This is a genomic window from Mycobacterium arosiense ATCC BAA-1401 = DSM 45069 (assembly GCF_002086125.1).
In the GTDB taxonomy this organism is placed as follows: domain Bacteria; phylum Actinomycetota; class Actinomycetes; order Mycobacteriales; family Mycobacteriaceae; genus Mycobacterium; species Mycobacterium arosiense.
The window spans coordinates 1-16,906 of the sequence record NZ_MVHG01000012.1; the positions used below are offsets into that span (position 1 = coordinate 1).

12 protein-coding genes are annotated in these 16,906 nt (G+C 67.0%); 6 read left to right on the forward strand and 6 right to left on the reverse strand.

Annotation, left to right across the window (positions count from 1 at the left end):
* A partial coding sequence (locus BST14_RS07585) for a non-ribosomal peptide synthetase (RefSeq protein WP_083063904.1) occupies window positions 1-5,693 on the reverse strand: 5,693 nt, incomplete at its 3' end.
* Window positions 5,694-6,211: 518 nt separating this feature from the next.
* On the opposite strand from BST14_RS07585, the gene BST14_RS07590 reads away from it, so the two are divergent.
* The 3 genes from BST14_RS07590 (at window position 6,212) to BST14_RS07600 (ending at window position 9,097) form a co-directional block, all read left to right on the forward strand.
* Complete coding sequence (locus tag BST14_RS07590) at window positions 6,212-7,123, forward strand: ABC transporter ATP-binding protein (protein WP_083063905.1); 912 nt, start codon at window positions 6,212-6,214, stop codon at window positions 7,121-7,123.
* Between the two features lie 101 nt (window positions 7,124-7,224).
* The gene (locus BST14_RS07595) at window positions 7,225-8,751 is read left to right on the forward strand and encodes an efflux permease Rv1217c-related protein (protein ID WP_245845331.1); all 1,527 of its coding nucleotides are present in this window, start codon (window positions 7,225-7,227) and stop codon (window positions 8,749-8,751) included.
* A 160-nt stretch (window positions 8,752-8,911) separates the two neighbouring features.
* Window positions 8,912-9,097: a hypothetical protein gene (locus BST14_RS07600; protein WP_083063907.1), complete on the forward strand. Its 186-nt coding sequence runs from the start codon at window positions 8,912-8,914 to the stop codon at window positions 9,095-9,097.
* 369 nt (window positions 9,098-9,466) lie between these two features.
* Here the strand turns inward: BST14_RS07600 and BST14_RS07605 are convergent, their stop codons facing one another.
* Entirely contained in the window at window positions 9,467-10,228 is a 762-nt protein-coding gene (locus tag BST14_RS07605; RefSeq protein ID WP_211280670.1) for an Rv3717 family N-acetylmuramoyl-L-alanine amidase, read from the reverse strand.
* 98 nt (window positions 10,229-10,326) lie between these two features.
* Here BST14_RS07605 and BST14_RS07610 point away from each other — a divergent pair, with 98 nt between their 5' ends.
* Entirely contained in the window at window positions 10,327-10,671 is a 345-nt protein-coding gene (locus BST14_RS07610; protein WP_083063909.1) for a YbaB/EbfC family nucleoid-associated protein, read from the forward strand.
* A gap of 16 nt (window positions 10,672-10,687) precedes the next feature.
* On the forward strand, window positions 10,688-11,299 hold the full coding sequence (recR, locus tag BST14_RS07615) for a recombination mediator RecR (RefSeq protein WP_083063910.1): 612 nt from the start codon (window positions 10,688-10,690) through the stop codon (window positions 11,297-11,299).
* A gap of 6 nt (window positions 11,300-11,305) precedes the next feature.
* On the opposite strand, the gene BST14_RS07620 is transcribed toward recR, so the two are convergent.
* Genes BST14_RS07620 through BST14_RS07630 form a run of 3 tightly spaced genes read right to left on the reverse strand, consistent with a single transcriptional unit; the run spans window position 11,306 to window position 13,687 of the window.
* Complete coding sequence (locus tag BST14_RS07620) at window positions 11,306-11,734, reverse strand: hypothetical protein (protein WP_083063989.1); 429 nt, start codon at window positions 11,732-11,734, stop codon at window positions 11,306-11,308.
* A 14-nt stretch (window positions 11,735-11,748) separates the two neighbouring features.
* Window positions 11,749-12,444 carry a type 1 glutamine amidotransferase gene (locus tag BST14_RS07625; RefSeq protein WP_142279306.1) on the reverse strand — a complete coding sequence of 232 codons (696 nt, stop codon included), beginning with the start codon at window positions 12,442-12,444 and terminating at the stop codon, window positions 11,749-11,751.
* Between the two features lie 4 nt (window positions 12,445-12,448).
* Window positions 12,449-13,687, reverse strand: a complete 1,239-nt coding sequence (locus BST14_RS07630) for a Mur ligase family protein (RefSeq protein ID WP_083063912.1) — start codon at window positions 13,685-13,687, stop codon at window positions 12,449-12,451.
* Window positions 13,688-13,817: 130 nt separating this feature from the next.
* On the opposite strand from BST14_RS07630, the gene BST14_RS07640 reads away from it, so the two are divergent.
* Window positions 13,818-14,810, forward strand: coding sequence for a DEDDh family exonuclease (locus BST14_RS07640; protein ID WP_083063913.1), 993 nt, complete (start codon window positions 13,818-13,820; stop codon window positions 14,808-14,810).
* On the opposite strand, the gene leuA is transcribed toward BST14_RS07640, so the two are convergent.
* Complete coding sequence (leuA, locus tag BST14_RS07645) at window positions 14,811-16,895, reverse strand: 2-isopropylmalate synthase (RefSeq protein WP_438502137.1); 2,085 nt, start codon at window positions 16,893-16,895, stop codon at window positions 14,811-14,813.
* Between the last annotated feature and the right edge of the window lie 11 nt (window positions 16,896-16,906).

Sequence of the window (16,906 nt, forward strand, 5' to 3'; positions counted from 1 at the left end):
TGCTCATCGGCACGCCCCAGATACTGCAACTGCCCATCACGACCCCAACGCACCAAATCCCCGCTGCGATACATCCGCGACCCCGGCCCGCCGAACGGGCACGCCACGAAGCGCGACCCGGTCAACCCTGGCCGGCCGAGATACCCGACGCCCACCCCGCGCCCGGCCAGATACAGTTCGCCGATCACCCCGGCGGGCACCGGGTTCAACCAAGCATCGAGCACAAAGAAGGCCGCCCAAGTAATTGGCGAGCCGATCGGCGGCGGCCCCGACCCCGCCGCCAGAGGTGCACTCTTCGACGCCCACATCGTCGTCTCGGTCGGGCCGTACACGTTGACCATCACGCGTCCCGGTGCCCACCGGTTCACCAACTCGACGGGGCAGGGTTCCGCGCCGATCACCAACGCCGTCGGCCCCAACCCTTGCGGCGAAAACATTCCCACCGCCGACGGGGTCTGGGTCAACACGGTGACTTGCTGGTCGACCAGCAACGCGTGGAAGTCCTCCGGGGAGCGCGCCACCGAGTCAGGCACCACCACCAGGCGCCCACCGAACAACAACGCCCCCCAGATCTCCCAGATCGAGAAATCGAAGGCGTAGGAGTGGAACTGCGTCCACACCTGGTGGGGTGCTAACTCCACCCCGATATCCAGTGCATCGAACATCTGAGTGACGTTGTGGTGCGTGACGGTCACGCCTTTGGGCACACCGGTTGTGCCAGAGGTGTAAACGATGTGCGCCAGGTCATCGGGGGCCGGCTCCGGCAAGGCGGTATTGGGTTGGGCGTCGACGCGAGGGTCGTCGAAATCGATGACGGCCAGCTCGCACTTGTCGAACCGGGAGCGCAGGCCCGCCGTGGTGATCGCAGCGATCGGTCCGGCATCGGCGACCATGAACTCGACCCGAGCAGCCGGCAGCGCCGGATCCATCGGCAGATACGCCGCCCCGGTCTTCAGGACGGCCAAAATCGCCACGATCGCATCAGCCGATCGCGAAAACAGTAGTGCCACAGACTGACCCGGTCCGGCGCCGTGCGCCGCCAACAGATGCGCCAACCGGTTGGCGGTTTCATCAAGCTCGCGGTAGGTCAGGGAGCGACCTTCGAAGGTCAGCGCCACAGCGTCGGGGGCGCGGGTCACCTGCTCGGCGAACACAGCCGGAATCGACGCTTCGGAGGCGGGTTGGGTCAGTACCGCACGGTTGCCGAGTTCATCGAGGCGGGTGTGCTCACCCTCGTCTAGTACATCGATCGACGAAATCCTTTGTGCGGGTTCGGCGGTCATCGCCTTCAGCACCCGCTCCAAGCGCCCGATCAACGCGTGGACGCTGTCCGCGTCGAACACATCGGTGCGAAACTCCACCGTTCCACCGATCCCGCCGGGCTCACCGGCCTCGGTGAAGCGTTCGGCCAACGAAAACGCCAGATCCATCCGCGCGGTGCGGGTGTTCACCGGCAGCGAAGTGACCTGTAGACCCTCCAACACCAGCTCCGCCGCGGGATCGCTATCGCCGGCGAACTGCCAGCCGACCATCACCTGAATCAGCGGGTGGTGAGCCATCGACCTTGACGGATTGAGCCGCTCCACAAGCACTTCGAAGGGCACGTCTTGGTGTTCATAGGCGGCCAGGCTGCGTCTGCGCACCTGGTCCAGCAGTTCGGCGGTGGTGGGGTCCTCCGACATGTCGACGCGCAGCACCAAGGTGTTGATGAAAAAGCCCACCAGTTCGTCCAGCGCGGGGTCGCGGCGTCCGGCGATCGGAAACCCCACCGCGACATCGGAACTGGCGCTGATCTTCGACAACAGCACCGCCACGGCTGCCTGAATCACCATGAAACTGGTCGTATTGTGCTCGCGGCCCAGTCGTGCAACCTGCTGCTGCAGCTCGGCCGGAAAATTCACGATGACGTTGGACCCGCGCTGATCGGCCACCGGCGGGTAGGGCCGATCGGTGGGCAACTGCAGCCGCTCGGGCAGCCCGGCCAGGGCCTGCTCCCAGTAGTCCAGTTGCGCGGCGATGGGGCTGCCGCTGTCGTCGAGGTCTCCCAGCTGCGCTCGTTGCCACAGTGTGTAATCGACGTACTGCACCGGCAGCGGCGCCCAGCCGGGGGGCTGCCCGGCAGACCGGCTGGAGTAGGCCACACCCAGATCCCTGATCAGCGGGCCGATTGACCAGCCGTCAGCGGCGATGTGGTGGACCACGGCCACCAGCACATGCTCGTCTTCGGCGAGGCGGAAAAGTGTTGCCCGCAAGGGAATTTCGGTGCCCAGGTCAAAACCGCGACGCGCTGCCGCGCCGATGGCCTCATCCAACCGACCCGCCGACCAGCTGGTGGCATCGACGAGATTCCAACCCAAGTCGGCTCGCTCGGGCGGCAGCACCAGCTGCTGGGGGATGCCCTCGGGCGCGGCAAGCAGCGTGCGCAGGCTCTCATGACGGTCCACCACATCCGCCATCGCTGCGCGCAATTCGTCGGCATCGAGGAGCCCGTTCAACCGCAACGCCGCGGCGAGGTTGTACACCGGGGAAGGCCCCTGCAACTGGTCCACAAACCACAACCGCTGCTGGGCATACGACAACGGCACCACCGCCGGCCGCTCTGCTGCCACCAAGGGCTGCAGCCGCCGACAACCCACGCCGATACGGCCTACCAACCGGGCAACGGTGGGCGCGTCGAACACGGTGGGCACCGAAACGTCGGCATCCAGTGCCGTGTTGATCGCCGCGGACAAGCGCATCGCCAACAGCGAATCCCCGCCCAGGTCGAAAAACGAGTCATCGACGCCGACCCGGTCAAGCCCCAACACCTGGGCGTAGATGCCGGCCACGATCTCCTCGATGGCGCTGCCCGGGGCGCGGTAACCATCGACATCCTGGGACTCCGGTGCGGGCAGGGCGCGGGTGTCGAGTTTGCCGTTGGGGGTCAGTGGCAGCGCCTCGATGACCACCACCGCGGCCGGCACCATATAGGCCGGGAGCCGCTCGGCCAGCGCGGCGCGCGCCTCGGCCGGGTCCGCGGTGCCGGTGATGTAGCCGACCAGGCGCTTGTCGCCCGGGCGGTCCTCGCGGGCGATCACCACGGCGTGGTCGACGTCGTCGAGTGCGCTTAGGGCGGCCTGTATTTCGCCGAGTTCGATGCGATAGCCGCGGATTTTGACCTGCTCATCGGCGCGCCCGAGATATTGCAGCTGCCCATCGGAACCCCAGCGCACCAGATCCCCGGTGCGATACATTCGCGCTCCGGGCACCCCGAAGGGACACGCGATGAACCGCGATCCGGTCAACCCGGCCCGACCGAGGTATCCGAGCCCGACGCCGGCACCGGCCACATACAACTCGCCGACCACCCCGACCGGCACTGGGCGCAACCAGCCGTCCAGCACCATCAATGCGGCCCCGGGGACGGGGGAGCCGATCGCGACGACCGGGACGCCCGGCGCCAGGGGGGTGCTGATGGTCACGCACATGGTGGTTTCGGTGGGGCCGTAGGCGTTGAGCATCACCCGGCCCGGCGCCCAGCGCTCGACGACCTCGAGGGGACAGGATTCCCCGACGGTGACCAGCGTCGTGGAATCCAGCCCATGTGGGGACAGCATCGCCGCCGCCGAGGGGGTTTGGGTCAACACGCTGATCCGCTCAGCGACCAGGAGCTCATGAAAGTCGTCTGGAGAGCCGGCCACCGGCTCCGGCACCACCACCACCCGGCCCCCGCGTAGCAGTGCACCGAAGACCTCCCACACCGAGACGTCAAAGGCCAGCGAGTGACTCTGCGACCACACCCCGGCCGCGGGCAAACCGGCGTCCAGTGAGTTCATCAGCTGGGTCACGTTGCGGTGGGTAATCGCCACGCCTTTGGGCACGCCGGTGGTGCCCGAGGTGTAGATCAGATAGGCGATCGCGTCTGCCCCGGGTGCGGGCCGCCCGCTCTCGGGCCGGTCGTCACGAGCAGCATCGTCGACGTCGATGACCGCCACGGTGACGCCGTCCAGGCGCGGGCGCAGCTCGGCGGTAGTGAGCACGGCCGCCGGTGCGGCGTCGGTGAGCATGAACCGCAGCCGCGCGGCGGGCACGGCGGGGTCGATCGCCAGGTAGGCGGCCCCGGTTTTGAGCACGGCCAGGATCGCCACGATCGCTTCGGCCGAGCGGGACATCAGCAGCGCCACACACTCACCTGGGCCGGCGCCGTGGTGCGCCAACAAATGCGCCAACCGGTTCGCGGCCGCATCCAGTTCCCGATAGGTCATCGACTGGCCTCCGAAGGTGACCGCGATGGCCTGCGGGTTGCGCGACACCTGCTCGGCGAACACCGCCGGGATCGACACCGCCGCCGGCAACCAGGTCAACCCCGCCCGATTTCCCCACACCCCGAGCCGGGCAAGCTCGCCCTCACCAACCACATCCACCGACGACACCTGGCGCCCCACATCAGCAACCATCGCCACCAACACCCGCCCCAACCGCTGGGCCAGATCGCGGGCGTCGTAGTTGGAAAACACTTGTCCGGGACCCGCCGTGCTGAGGAAGAGCTGATCACCATCGGTGAAAAAGATCAGCGCGAATTCGACGGGTCCGGCGTGGGTCAAAGTTCCGGATGCCGGAGCGCCGGCGAGATCCGCCTGATGTGTGCCCGGGATGAAATTGATGACAACCCGGTTCGACGCCTGTCCAGAGCCGCGAAGACGCGCATTGTGATCCACTGAATGCACGGGGAACCGTTGATGCTTTAACGCTTCGCGCATACACGTGTCGACGTTCTTACAGAACTCCGCGATTGAAAGTCCAGGCGGAGTCTTCAACGTCAGTGGCACAAAGCCGGAAATCATTCCGGCCATCGCTTGGGTTTCTGGACGGACTCGCCTGCTTACCGGAAAGTCGAGCACCACCTCCGGGCTTTCGGTGTCGAACGCGCGCACCAGAAGCGCACACGCTGTGGTGATCACCGAAGATCGACGCACCCCGATCGCCTTGGACAGCACCTGGATGCCGGCCACGGCTGAGGGGTCCAACTGAACGGGCTCAGACGGCTCATCCGGATCGCTGCCGTCCTCGGCGGCGGGTGGCAACCGATAACGCGCTTCGCTTTCCGGCGGGATGTTCCGGAGCCAGTAAGCCCGATCATTCAGATAATCGGTCGATGATTCATACTCTAATTCGCATTCGATGAGATCCTTCAACGACCCGAAAAAAGCGGGTGATGGTGATGCGCCGGCAGTAATTGCATTATAGATTTCCGCGATTCGGTGACAGACGAGAGTGATACCGATGCCGTCTACCACAATATGGTGGCAGCACACGAACCAATAAAATTCATCTACTCGTGTCTGCATTAACGCAAATTTGAACAGCGGCCCGGTGAGGGGCATCACGGTGCGTTGGATCGATGAGGCCAGCCGATGGGCGTCCTGTGCGGGATCCTGCGAGCCGGTCAGGTCATAGCGAGCGAGCTCAATGTCCGGGTAATCAACCGGTTTTTGGAAAACCTTGCCATCCAGCTCGAGAAACCCAGCTCGAAGCGGTTCGGCCTCGCGCATTGCTTGGACAATCGACCGCTGAAGCAAATTTGGCTCGATCACGCCCTGGATTCGGATCAGCTCGCCCAGCTGCCACTTCGCCCCGAAGCTGCCCGTTTTCTGCGCAATCCAGATATCTAGCTGTCCCCGCGTTAGCGGTAAAACCAGGTCATCGAGTTCCATCCGACTACCCCACCTGCTAAGTGCCTACTTATCGGCAGGGCGGCCCACTTCCAGTCAATCGCCCAAACTTTTCGACCAGTGAAGCCACCATCCAGACCCTCCGACTGGCTGTCATGTCGGGGAGCGTATGGCCCATCAAGCGGGCCTCGTCAGAATCCACATAGAAGTCGAGTGGTCGGGAGGTCCAGATAGAGTAGTGCTGAAGTTCAGGTGCCGGACCGGCAACTCGACACCGGGTATGGCAAAGTCCGTGATGGGACTGTCGGTGCAGCTCAGTAACTCGTGCGCGCGGCGCAACAACCGGCCGACCAAGGCTTCTCCTAGCCGCGACCTGACGTGCTATTTTGGCTCGTAGCTTATCACTACATGATGGATTGGATCTTGCTCAGCAGATGAACGGTCGGTGCTTGTTAGCCGTGCTAGCGAACACCGTCTCGGCTCAGCTGCCGCAGATCAGCAAAGCCGATTTCCGGTCGAACCGAAAGGCTCTTCACGCCGGGTGACTTACCCTTCGGGTCATGGAATCCTCGGCGCGCACCGCGGTCGGCCCTGCTATCCGGGTCGACGGGCTGACCAAGCGGTTCGGCGGCGTCGCGGCCGTCGAAAATCTGAGCATGGAGGTCGCGCCCGGCGAGGTGTTCGGATTCCTGGGCCCCAACGGTGCCGGCAAGTCGACGACGATTCGCCTGCTGCTCGGATTGATCCGCCCGACCGCGGGCACCGCGAGGATATTCGGTTGCCCTGCGCATGACGTCCGCCGGTCCCATCGTCACATCGCCTACGTGCCCGCTGATGTTGCGTTGTGGCCGCGACTGACGGGCGCGGAAATCCTTGCGCTGCTTGGATCTCTGGGTCCCGGGGTGGACGCGGCCTACCGCGACGAGTTGGTCGATCGGTTCGATCTCGAGCTCGACAAGCCGGCCAGAACCTATTCGACCGGCAACCGCCAGAAGGTGGCACTCGTCGCTGCATTCGCGACTCGAGCGCCGCTTCTGGTGCTCGATGAGCCGACAAGCGGCGTGGACCCGTTGATGGAAAGGGAATTTCGCGGTTGTGTCGCCGAAGCGCGCGAGCGAGGCCAGACGGTGTTCCTCAGCTCTCATCAGCTGGCCGAGGTAGAAGCCGTGTGCGACCGGGTAGCGATTCTGCGTGCCGGGCGACTCGTCGAAGTCGACAGCATCGCCGATCTGCGCCCGTTGCATCGGACTGTGGTCGAGGTGTCTTATCGCGGCGGCCAGCCTTCCCTGCGGGATGTTGCGACCGTCTCTGATGTCGAACAGCTGGACGGTGAACGATTGCGGTTCAATCTCATTGGACCGCCAGCGGCCGCGCTTAGGGCGCTCGCGGCGGCTGACATCACCGCGCTCGCGATGCACGAACCGACACTCGAGGAGATTTTTCTCGACTACTACGGGGATTCCGAGCGATGACAACGGCCACGCTGCCCGGTCCGTCGTTGGCCGCAGGACCGCAACTCACGCCGGAGCGGGCCGTGAGCCGGCTCGCCGTGCGCCAGCTTCGGCGCGGTGCCGTGCTGGTCGCGCTGATCTGCGGAGTCATGTCGGCGTTGGTCGCCTTCCAGTACCAGCCGATCGGCGCGTTGTTGAATCAATCAGACCTGCGTTTGCTCGCCGAGAATCCCGCCATAAGAGTGTTGTCGGGTCCGCCGGTCGCTCTCGACAATCCCGGAGGTTTCACCGTATGGCGAACCGGCACAGCCGTTTCGGTGCTCGCCAGCGGATGGCTCGTGCTTGCCGCCACACGCATTACGCGCGGTGAGGAGGATGGCCGGCGGTGGGATCTGCTCCTCGCCGGACGTCTGCGAATGGTCGATGTGGTCACCCGTTGCCTGGCCGCTCTTGTTGGCTGTGCGGCGCTGATCGGTGCGGCGATAGCGGCCGGCCTTTTGGCGGCACGCACTCAACCGACCGGTGCCGTGATCTATGCGGTGGGAACGTCCTGTGTCGCTGCAACTTTCGCCGCGGCGGCGCTGCTCGCCGCGCAAGTCATGCCGAGCCGACCCGGCGCCACGGGGCTTACGACCGCAGCTTTGGGTGTAAGCCTGCTTCTGCGCATGATCTCCGATGGCTCGCATCGATTAGCCTGGTCGGCGTGGATGACGCCGTTCGGGCTTGCCGCCCGGTCGGCGCCATACGCCGAGAACCGCATCGTCCCGCTGATCGTGCTGGGCGCGTTGCCGATAATGCTGGCCGGTGCGGCCCTCTTCACGGCAAGCCACCGCGATTTGGGCGACGGGGTGGTGACGCTACGTGTCGCCCGTTCTCCACGCACGCGCTCGTTGCAGTCGATCGGCGGGTTCGCCGTTCGTCGGACCGTCCGGACCACGCTCGGCTGGGCGACGGGAATCGCCGGGTACTTCTTCCTGGTCGGCGTATTGCTCCCGTCGATTCTCGAGTTGTTTCAGACCAATCCGCGCATCGCTGAACTCGCCGCGCCCGCCGGCATGGGCGGCCATGAACTGGTGAATGTCGGCGCCGCGGTTCTGTTCGGCGTGCTCGCCGTTCCTGCCGGACTGTACGCCGCTGTGCGTCTCGCCGCCTTGGTCGCTGACGAGAAGGCGGGCCGACTGAACTTGCTTTTCGCCCAGCCCGTTTCGCGTGTACATCTGATGTCGACTGAGATCATGGTGACGGTTGGCGGGGTGGTGGCCCTGCATTGCTCGGCCGCAATCGGCATCTGGGGTGGCGCCGAGCTAACCGGCGCTCCACTGCAATTGAGCGCTTCGCTTGCGGGTGCGCTGAATTCCGTTCCGGTGGCGTTGCTCGCGGCCGGGGCGGCCGCGGTGGGCGTCGGGTGGCTCCCTTCCGCTGTCGCCGCATTCGGCGCAGTGCCGGTTGTGGGCGGGTTTCTGATGGACGTCATCATGAAGTCCACGGACGCCCCTGGCTGGGCGGCCAATTTGTCGCCGTGGACGCACCTCGCCGCCGTGCCCGACGCATCGCCCAAGTGGGCGGTCACCGCCGTTTTCCTGCTCGTCGACGCTGTCCTTGCCGCGCTCGGAGTTTATGGCTACGCACGGCGTGATCTGGCCGCCTGAGGTGACGGGTAGTTCGAATGCGCGTGGATCGCGAACCCGTTACCGAGGCGCGGGCTGGGTTGCTCGCCTACGATGGCCGGACGGACCAACGCTAATCGGAGAAGACGGCGTGAAGTTCCGGCTCGCAAGCGAGGGAAGATCCCGATAGGAGGGACCCCACATGGGATTCATACCCGGTTTCAACGAAATGAAAGAGTCTGTCGAGGAATCTATCGACCTCCTCAGGCGCGCCATCGCGGCACTGGAAAAGCTTGCGGCAGAACAGGAACGCGCCAATGATCTGTACGCCGAAGCGAATCAGGTCGGCCGGGTACGAGCTCAGAACGTGACCAAGCTGTCGCGATGAGCTCGCCGAAAAGCGAGCGGCTGTTGCGCGGCGCCCCTCCCCGGCGCGGCATCGCGCGCGAGTTCGGCTAAACGGGGACCCGTCGATGCGCGGCGCTCGCGAATTCGTGTGTCGCCGCTCGATCGGCATCAGGTACTACTCGATTGGGTAGCTGCAACCAAGGGGTCTTTCATTGCGTCCTACGCGATTTCGCGCTGGACGATTAGGCGAGCCCCGATAATTTCGGGTAGTAACGCTCGCGAAATGGAGTGGGTGGACTCGAGTACCTCGACTTCTCCAGCGGGGACGCGACAGAGCGACACGGCCGCGGCGGCAAACGTATTGCTGTACATCGCATTCGGCCGAGGTATCCACACCTCGACGGCGGCCTCAGCGCGCCTGGGCCTGCGAGGCCAGGAACCCCGCGACGCCGCGGACCAGTGCAGCGGCGTACTTCTGCCGGCCCTCGGCGGATTCCATCAGCGCCGAGTCGGCAGGATTCTTCATGTTGCCGCACTCGACGAGGATCGACGGGTACTGCGCCAGATTCAGGCCGGTCAGGTCCGAGCGGCCGTAGAGCCCGTTCTGGCCGATGTAGTTGGCCGGCGGGATGCCCGAGCCCTGCATCTGGTCGCGCATGATCCGCGCGTACTGCACCGACGGGCCCGCCTGCACCTGGTTGAGCGGCGGGGCCGAGTAGTTGACGTGGAATCCCCGGCCGGACGGCGGACCGCCGTCGGCGTGGATGGACAGGACCGCGTTGGGATGCAGCGCGTTGGCCGCGTTCGCGCGTTCGTCGACGCACGGCCCCAGGCCGGTGTCATTGGCGCGGGACAGCGCGGTCCGCACGCCCAGGGCGCTCAGCTCGGCGCGCACGCGCAGCGCGGTGTCCCAGGTGAAGGTGTGCTCCATATACCCGCTGTTGGTCGCGGTCCCACTGGTCTGGCAGTCCTTGGTGCCGCCGCGGCCGGTGGGCACCTGGCGGTTGATGGAGCCGTCGTTGGAGCCGTTGTGGCCCGGGTCGATGAAAACCACCATGCCGGCGATGTTGGACGGGACCGCCGTCGCGGTCGGCATGATCGCCGTCGAAGCGGCAACCAGCACACCGACCGCCAATTTGATCCCGACACGTCTGCTCAGTCGTAGGTCCACGGCGCAAAGCTAACGCCGCGCGGTCTACGCTGGGGGTTTCGAATCGCCGGAGACTCACGAGCGAAACCAACTCGAGACCAAGATGCGAGGGGATTGTCATGCAACCCGGAGGCGACATGTCGGCGCTGCTCGCCCAGGCGCAGCAGATGCAGCAAAAGCTCATGGAAGCCCAGCAACAATTGGCGAACGCCGAGGTGCATGGTCAGGCCGGTGGGGGTTTGGTGAAGGTCGTCGTCAAGGGCAGCGGCGAGGTGATCGCGGTGAAGATCGACCCGTCGGTCGTCGACCCGTCGGACATCGAGACCCTGCAGGACTTGATCGTCGGTGCGATGGGGGACGCTTCCAAGCAGGTCACCCGGATGGCCCAGGAGCGGTTGGGGTCGCTGGCCGGCGGCTTCGGTCCGCCGCCGGGGCAACCGCCCGCGCCGGCGCAGGGGCTTTAGGCTCTCCGCCACGGTCATGTTCGAAGGACCCGTCCAGGATTTGATCGACGAGCTCGGCAGGCTGCCGGGCATCGGGCCCAAGAGTGCCCAGCGCATCGCCTTCCACCTGTTGTCGGTCGAGCCGCCGGACATCGACCGGCTGACCGCGGTGTTGGCGAAGGTCCGCGACGGCGTGCGGTTCTGTGCGGTGTGCGGCAACGTTTCCGACAACGAGCGATGCCGGATCTGCGCGGATCCCCGCCGGGACGGCTCGCAGGTGTGTGTCGTCGAGGAACCCAAGGACGTGCAGGCCGTCGAGCGGACCCGCGAATTCCGCGGCCGCTACCACGTGCTGGGCGGTGCGCTCGATCCGCTGTCCGGGGTAGGGCCCGAGCAGCTGCGGATCCGCGAGTTGTTGAGCCGGATCGGCGAGCGGGTCGACGACGTCGACATCACCGAGGTGATCATCGCCACCGACCCGAACACCGAGGGTGAGGCGACGGCTACCTACCTGGTGCGGATGCTGCGCGACATCCCCGGCCTGACCGTGACGCGTATCGCGTCGGGGCTGCCGATGGGTGGTGACCTGGAGTTCGCCGACGAGCTGACGCTCGGTCGCGCGCTGGCCGGGCGCCGGGCCATGGTCTGACGTTCTTCACGCCTTGCTCAATTGGAATGGCCTGGTGAAGGTCTTGCCGGGCTCGCCGTTGCAGGCGTCGGACGTCGTCGTCTGTCCCTCGCCGGCAAGCGACACGGCATCGAAGCTGTAGTTGACGGTCGCCGGGGCCGACGCGCCGTTGGGGCACGGCACCCGGGACGTGCCGCTGTGTGTCCATCGTCCATTGGCGAGGTAGAAGTCCCAGCTGATGACGAACGTCCCGCCGTCTTGCGAAGTCGCTCGGGTGCAGTCCGATCCGCACGGAACGAAAAGCCAGGCGGTTGGTTTGTCGCTGTCCGCGTAGAGCACGTTGTAACGGCCGTTCAGGACTTCCGGGTTCGCGTTAGCCGGTGGTGACGACGCGATGAACGCGGCCGCGCTGAGCAGCGCGGCGCCGACCGCCCGTCCCCGCCTGGTTTCCGTCATCGCTGCCCGCATGCCTAACGCGCCGCCAGCCGTTCACGGCGCAGCAGGTCCACTTCCGGCATCGGCAGCGGCGGCAGTTCGCCGACCACCGTGCCCAGCAGCAGGTCGGCCAGTTGCGGGTTGCGGGCCAGGCAGGGCCCGTGCATGTAGGTCGCGATCACGCTGCCCTGCACCGCGCCGTCGAAGCCGTCGCCGGACCGGTTGCCCGCGCCCTTGACCACCGCGCCCAGCGGCGCCGCCGCCGGACCCAGCGTGGTGCCGCCACGGTGGTTCTCGAAGCCGGTGAGGCGCTCGGTTAGGCCCGCCAGCAGCGGGTTGGTCACCAGCTCGCCGATGGTGCGCGCCCCTTGCGGCGACGTCGTCGCGTCCAGCATGCCCACGCCGTCGACGCGTTCCCCGGCCGACGTTTCATACCAGTGCCCCAGCACCTGAACGGCCGCGCAGATCGCCAGCACCGGAGCGCCCCGGTCCGCGGCGCGCTGTAGGCCCGGGTATCTGATCAGGTGCCGGGTGGCCAGGCGCTGCGCGTAGTCCTCCGCGCCGCCCAGCGTGTAGAGGTCCAGCGACTCCGGCACCGGGTCGTCCAGCGCGATCTCGACGATCTCGGCGGCGATGCCGCGCAGCCGGAGCCGTTGCCGCAGCACCAGCGCGTTGCCGCCGTCGCCGTAGGTGCCCATCACGTCGGGCAGCACCAGCCCGATCCGCACCACCGAGTCAGCCATGGCGCGCCAATGCTCGTTGCAGCTGGAGGAACGCGGTGTAGTTGGCGACGACCTCCACCCGTCCGGGCGGGCACGATGCGATCGCGGCCACGGTGTCGTGCACCAAGGTGTGCTCGACGCCCGCATAGCCCAGCCGCACCGCCAGGTCGGTGCCGCGCTCGCCGGCGGCCACCACCCTCCCTTTGAAGGTCCCGTCTACGTGCTCGAACCGCACGTCCCAGAGCCACGACAGGTCCTCCCCGTCGGGCACCTGGCCGTTGACCGAGATGACCACTCCGGCGGCGCTCTTGTCCACCATCGACAGCGCTTCCTGCCAGCCGGCGGGGTTCTTGGCCAGCAGGATGCGCACCTCGTGCGCGCCGACGCGCACGGTCCGATACCGCCCCGCGACCTCGTCGACCGCCGAGACGGCCGCGACCGCCGACACCGGGTCGGCGCCCAACGCGACCGCGGCCGCGACGGCCTGGGCGGCGTTGCCCCGGTTGACCGCGCCGGGCAGCGCCAACCGCATGGGCAGCGACAGGCCGTCGGGCCCGTAGAGGGTGTCGTCGTCGAACCACCACTGCGGGCTGGGGCGTTTGAAGTCCACACCCGTGGAATACCAATGACCGCGGTCGCGGACGATGACCTCGCCGCTGCGCGGGCAGCTGACCGAGTCGTTCGACCACGACCCACCCGCGGCCACCCACACCACGTTCGGGCTGTCGTAGGCGGCCGACGTCATCAGCACGTCGTCGCAGTTGGCCACGACGACCGCCCCCGGGTGCCGGACCAGGCCCGCGCGCAGGGTGCGTTCGATGACGTTGATCTCGCCGACCCGGTCCAGCTGGTCGCGCGACAGGTTGAGCAGCACGACGACGCTGGGGTCGACGGCGTCGGAAACATGCGGGACGTGCATCTCGTCGACTTCCAGGGCCGCCAGCGGCGCATCCCGTTTGGCGGCCAGCGCGGCGACCAGGCCGGCGTCCATGTTGGCGCCCTCGGCGTTGGTGGCCACCGGACCAAGCGTCGCCAGCGCGGCCGACGTCATCCGGGTGGTGGTGGATTTGCCGTTGGTCCCGGTGACGATGACCGTCCGCCGTCCCGAGGCGAGTTGCCCGAGCACCGAGCGGTCGAGCGTCATCGCGATCAGGCCGCCGATCATCGCACCGGCCCCGCGTCCGGTCACCCGCGACGCCCAGCGCGCGCTCGCTCCTGCGGCGAGGGCCAGACGGGCACGGGTGGTAACCACCCGGGAAGTTTAAGGGCGATCGCAAGCGCGGCGCTTGTCGCCGGGTGCAGCGGGTCGCCCTCATCGTTTTTCGGGCCGACACGGCGCGCAACGACCAGGTGATGTCGGTCGGCCGTGCCATCCTCAGTTCATGAGCGGGGTGTCCTGGGGTCGGCCGGCCAGCGAGCCGGACGGGGGCTGGGCCGTCGTCGACGTCGAGACCTCGGGTTTCCGTCCGGGCCAGGCGCGGATCATCAGCGTGGCGGCGCTGGGCCTGGACGCCGACGGCAACGTCGAGCAATCGGTGGTTAGCCTGCTCAACCCCGGGGTGGACCCGGGCCCCACCCACGTGCACGGTCTGACTGCGACCATGCTGGAAGATCAGCCGCAATTCGCCGACATCGTCGGTGACGTGGTCGAGGTGCTGCGCGGGCGCACCCTGGTGGCCCACAATGTGGCGTTCGACTATGCGTTCCTTGCCGCCGAGGCGGAACTCGCCGAGACCGAACTGCCCGTCGACAGCGTCATGTGCACGGTCGAGCTGGCCCGGCGCCTGGACCTCGGCGTCGAGAACCTGCGCTTGGAGACGCTCGCCGCGCATTGGGGCGTCACCCAGGAGCGGCCGCACGACGCCTTCGACGACGCGTTAGTGCTGACCGGCGTGCTGGATTCGGCGCTCAAGCTGGCCCGCGCGGGCGACATCTGGTTGCCGATCCACCCGGTGACCCGGCGCCGCTGGCCAAACGGCCGCGTCACCCATGACGAACTGCGCCCGCTGAAGGTGCTGGCATCGCGGATGCCTTGCCCGTATCTGAATCCGGGCCCCTACGTCGGCGGCCGGCCGCTGGTGCAGGGCATGCGCGTGGCGTTGGCCGCCGAGGTCGGCCGCACCCACGAGGAACTCGTGGAACGGATCCTGCATGCCGGGTTGGCCTACAGCGACACCGTCGACCGGGAGACCTCGCTGGTGGTCTGCAACGACCCCGCCCCCGAGCAGGGCAAGGGCTACCTCGCGCGGCAGTTGGGGGTGCCGGTGCTCTCCGACGCGGAGTTCATGGCCTGCATCGGCGCCGTGATCGGCGGCACCAGCATGGACGAATTCACCGACGTCCGAATGCTGGACCAGCAGCTCGCGCTGTTCTGATCAGCCGCGAGCGGCGCGGTTTATCGCCGATACGACCGCACGCAGAGACGCCGAAGTGATGGACGGCGCGATGCCGACTCCCCACACCGTGCGTCCATCCACCGGACCTGATGGGTGCCCACCCGCTTCGCCCGGCTGCGCCGCGCTCGCGATCGACACCGGGCCTGATGGGTGCCGACCCGCTTCGCCCGGCTGCGCCGCGCTCGCGATCGACACCGGGCCTGATGGGTGCCCACCCGCTTCGCCCGGCTGCGCCGCGCTCGCGATCGACACCGGGCCTGATGGGTGCCCACCCGCTTCGCCCGGCTGCGCCGCGCTCGCGATCGACACCGGGCCTGATGGGTGCCCACCCGCTTCGCCCGGCTGCGCCGCGCTCGCGATCGACACCGCTGCCTCCACATAGGCCGCGGCCTGTGCGTCGTCGCCGGCGCTCATGGCGTGCTCGGAGTAGTCGAGGACGGCCACGTCGAACCCGACACCGCCCAGCGCGTGAACGAATGCTGCCAGCGGGCCATTGCCCTGCCCGCTGATCTCGGTCTCGACCCCGTTGATCTTGACAGTGGCGGTGATGCGGGTGATCCCGCTGTCGTCCTCCGACGCGTCGACGTGCTGCTTGATCCGCTCCAGCGGCAGCACGGGGGCCAGATACTCCTCGGAGAAGGCGTCCCACATCTCCTTGGGGCTGACCTCGCCGCCTTCCCCTTCGCTGATCTTCTGCACCACTTGGGAGAACTCGATCTGCAGCCGTCGCGGCAGGGCAAGGCCGTGATCGGCTTTCATGATGTAGGCCACGCCGCCCTTGCCCGACTGCGAGTTGACCCGGATCACGGCCTCATAGGTGCGTCCGACGTCTTTGGGGTCGATCGGCAGATAGGGCACCTGCCAGAGCATGTCCTCGACGTCGGTGTCCGCGGCGTCCGCGTCGATCTTCATCTGGTCCAGGCCCTTGTTGATGGCGTCCTGGTGACTGCCGGAGAACGCGGTGTAAACCAGGTCGCCGCCGTAGGGGTGCCGTTCGTGCACCGGAAGCTGGTTGCAGTACTCCACGGTGCGGCGGATCTCGTCGATGTTCGAGAAATCGATCTGCGGATCCACGCCGCGGGAGAACAGGTTGAGCCCCAGCGTCACCAGGCACACGTTCCCGGTGCGCTCGCCGTTGCCGAACAGGCAGCCCTCGATGCGGTCGGCGCCGGCCTGGTAGCCCAATTCGGCTGCGGCGACGGCGGTTCCGCGGTCGTTGTGCGGATGCAGGCTCAGGATGACCGATTCGCGGTTGGCCAGGTTGCGGCTCATCCACTCGATCGAATCGGCGTAGACGTTGGGCGTGGCCATCTCGACGGTCGCGGGCAAGTTGAAGACGATCGGGTTGTCCGGGGTCGGCGCGATGATCTCGCCGACGGCGTCGCACACCTGTTTGGCGTATTCCAGCTCGGTGCCGGTGTAGGACTCCGGCGAGTACTCGAACCGCCACCGCGTGCCGGGGTGCTTGGCGGCCTCCTCGACGCACTTGCGGGCGCCTTCGGTCGCTATGGCCTGCACCGCGGCGCGGTCTGCGCGGAACACGACGCGACGCTGCAGAATCGACGTCGAGTTATAAAAGTGCACGATGGCCTGCGGCGCGCCGTCGCAAGCCTCGAAGGTGCGCTCGATCAGTTCCGGCCGGCACTGGGTCAGCACCTGGATGGTGACGTCGTCGGGGATCGCGCCGTCGGCGATGATTTCGCGGACGAAGTCGAAGTCGGTCTGGCTGGCCGACGGGAATCCCACTTCGATTTCCTTGTAGCCCATGCGAACCAGCAGATCGAACATGCGGCGCTTACGTGCCGGGCTCATCGGGTCGATGAGCGCCTGGTTGCCGTCGCGCAGGTCCACCGCGCACCACAGCGGCGCGCTGTCGATGACCCGGTCGGGCCAGGTGCGGTTGGGCAGCCGGATCGGCTCGACCTCTTCGGCGAAGGGCCGGTACCGGTTGACCGGCATCGACGAGCCGCGCTGCGGGTTCCAGGCGGGTTGTCCGGGCGCTGGCGGGCCCGCGGGCGAGACGATGGTGCGTGCCGAGCTGAAGGCGTCGGGATTGGAAGTCACGGTGATTGCTC

Excerpts from the sequence above, each read along its gene's own strand:
- BST14_RS07590 (WP_083063905.1), top strand. The coding sequence starts at position 6,212 with ATGGAATCCTCGGCGCGCACCGCGGTCGGCCCTGCTATCCGGGTCGAC.
- BST14_RS07600 (WP_083063907.1), top strand. The coding sequence starts at position 8,912 with ATGGGATTCATACCCGGTTTCAACGAAATGAAAGAGTCTGTCGAGGAA.
- BST14_RS07610 (WP_083063909.1), top strand. The coding sequence starts at position 10,327 with ATGCAACCCGGAGGCGACATGTCGGCGCTGCTCGCCCAGGCGCAGCAG.
- recR (WP_083063910.1), top strand. The coding sequence starts at position 10,688 with ATGTTCGAAGGACCCGTCCAGGATTTGATCGACGAGCTCGGCAGGCTG.
- BST14_RS07620 (WP_083063989.1), bottom strand. The coding sequence starts at position 11,734 with ATGACGGAAACCAGGCGGGGACGGGCGGTCGGCGCCGCGCTGCTCAGC.
- BST14_RS07640 (WP_083063913.1), top strand. The coding sequence starts at position 13,818 with ATGAGCGGGGTGTCCTGGGGTCGGCCGGCCAGCGAGCCGGACGGGGGC.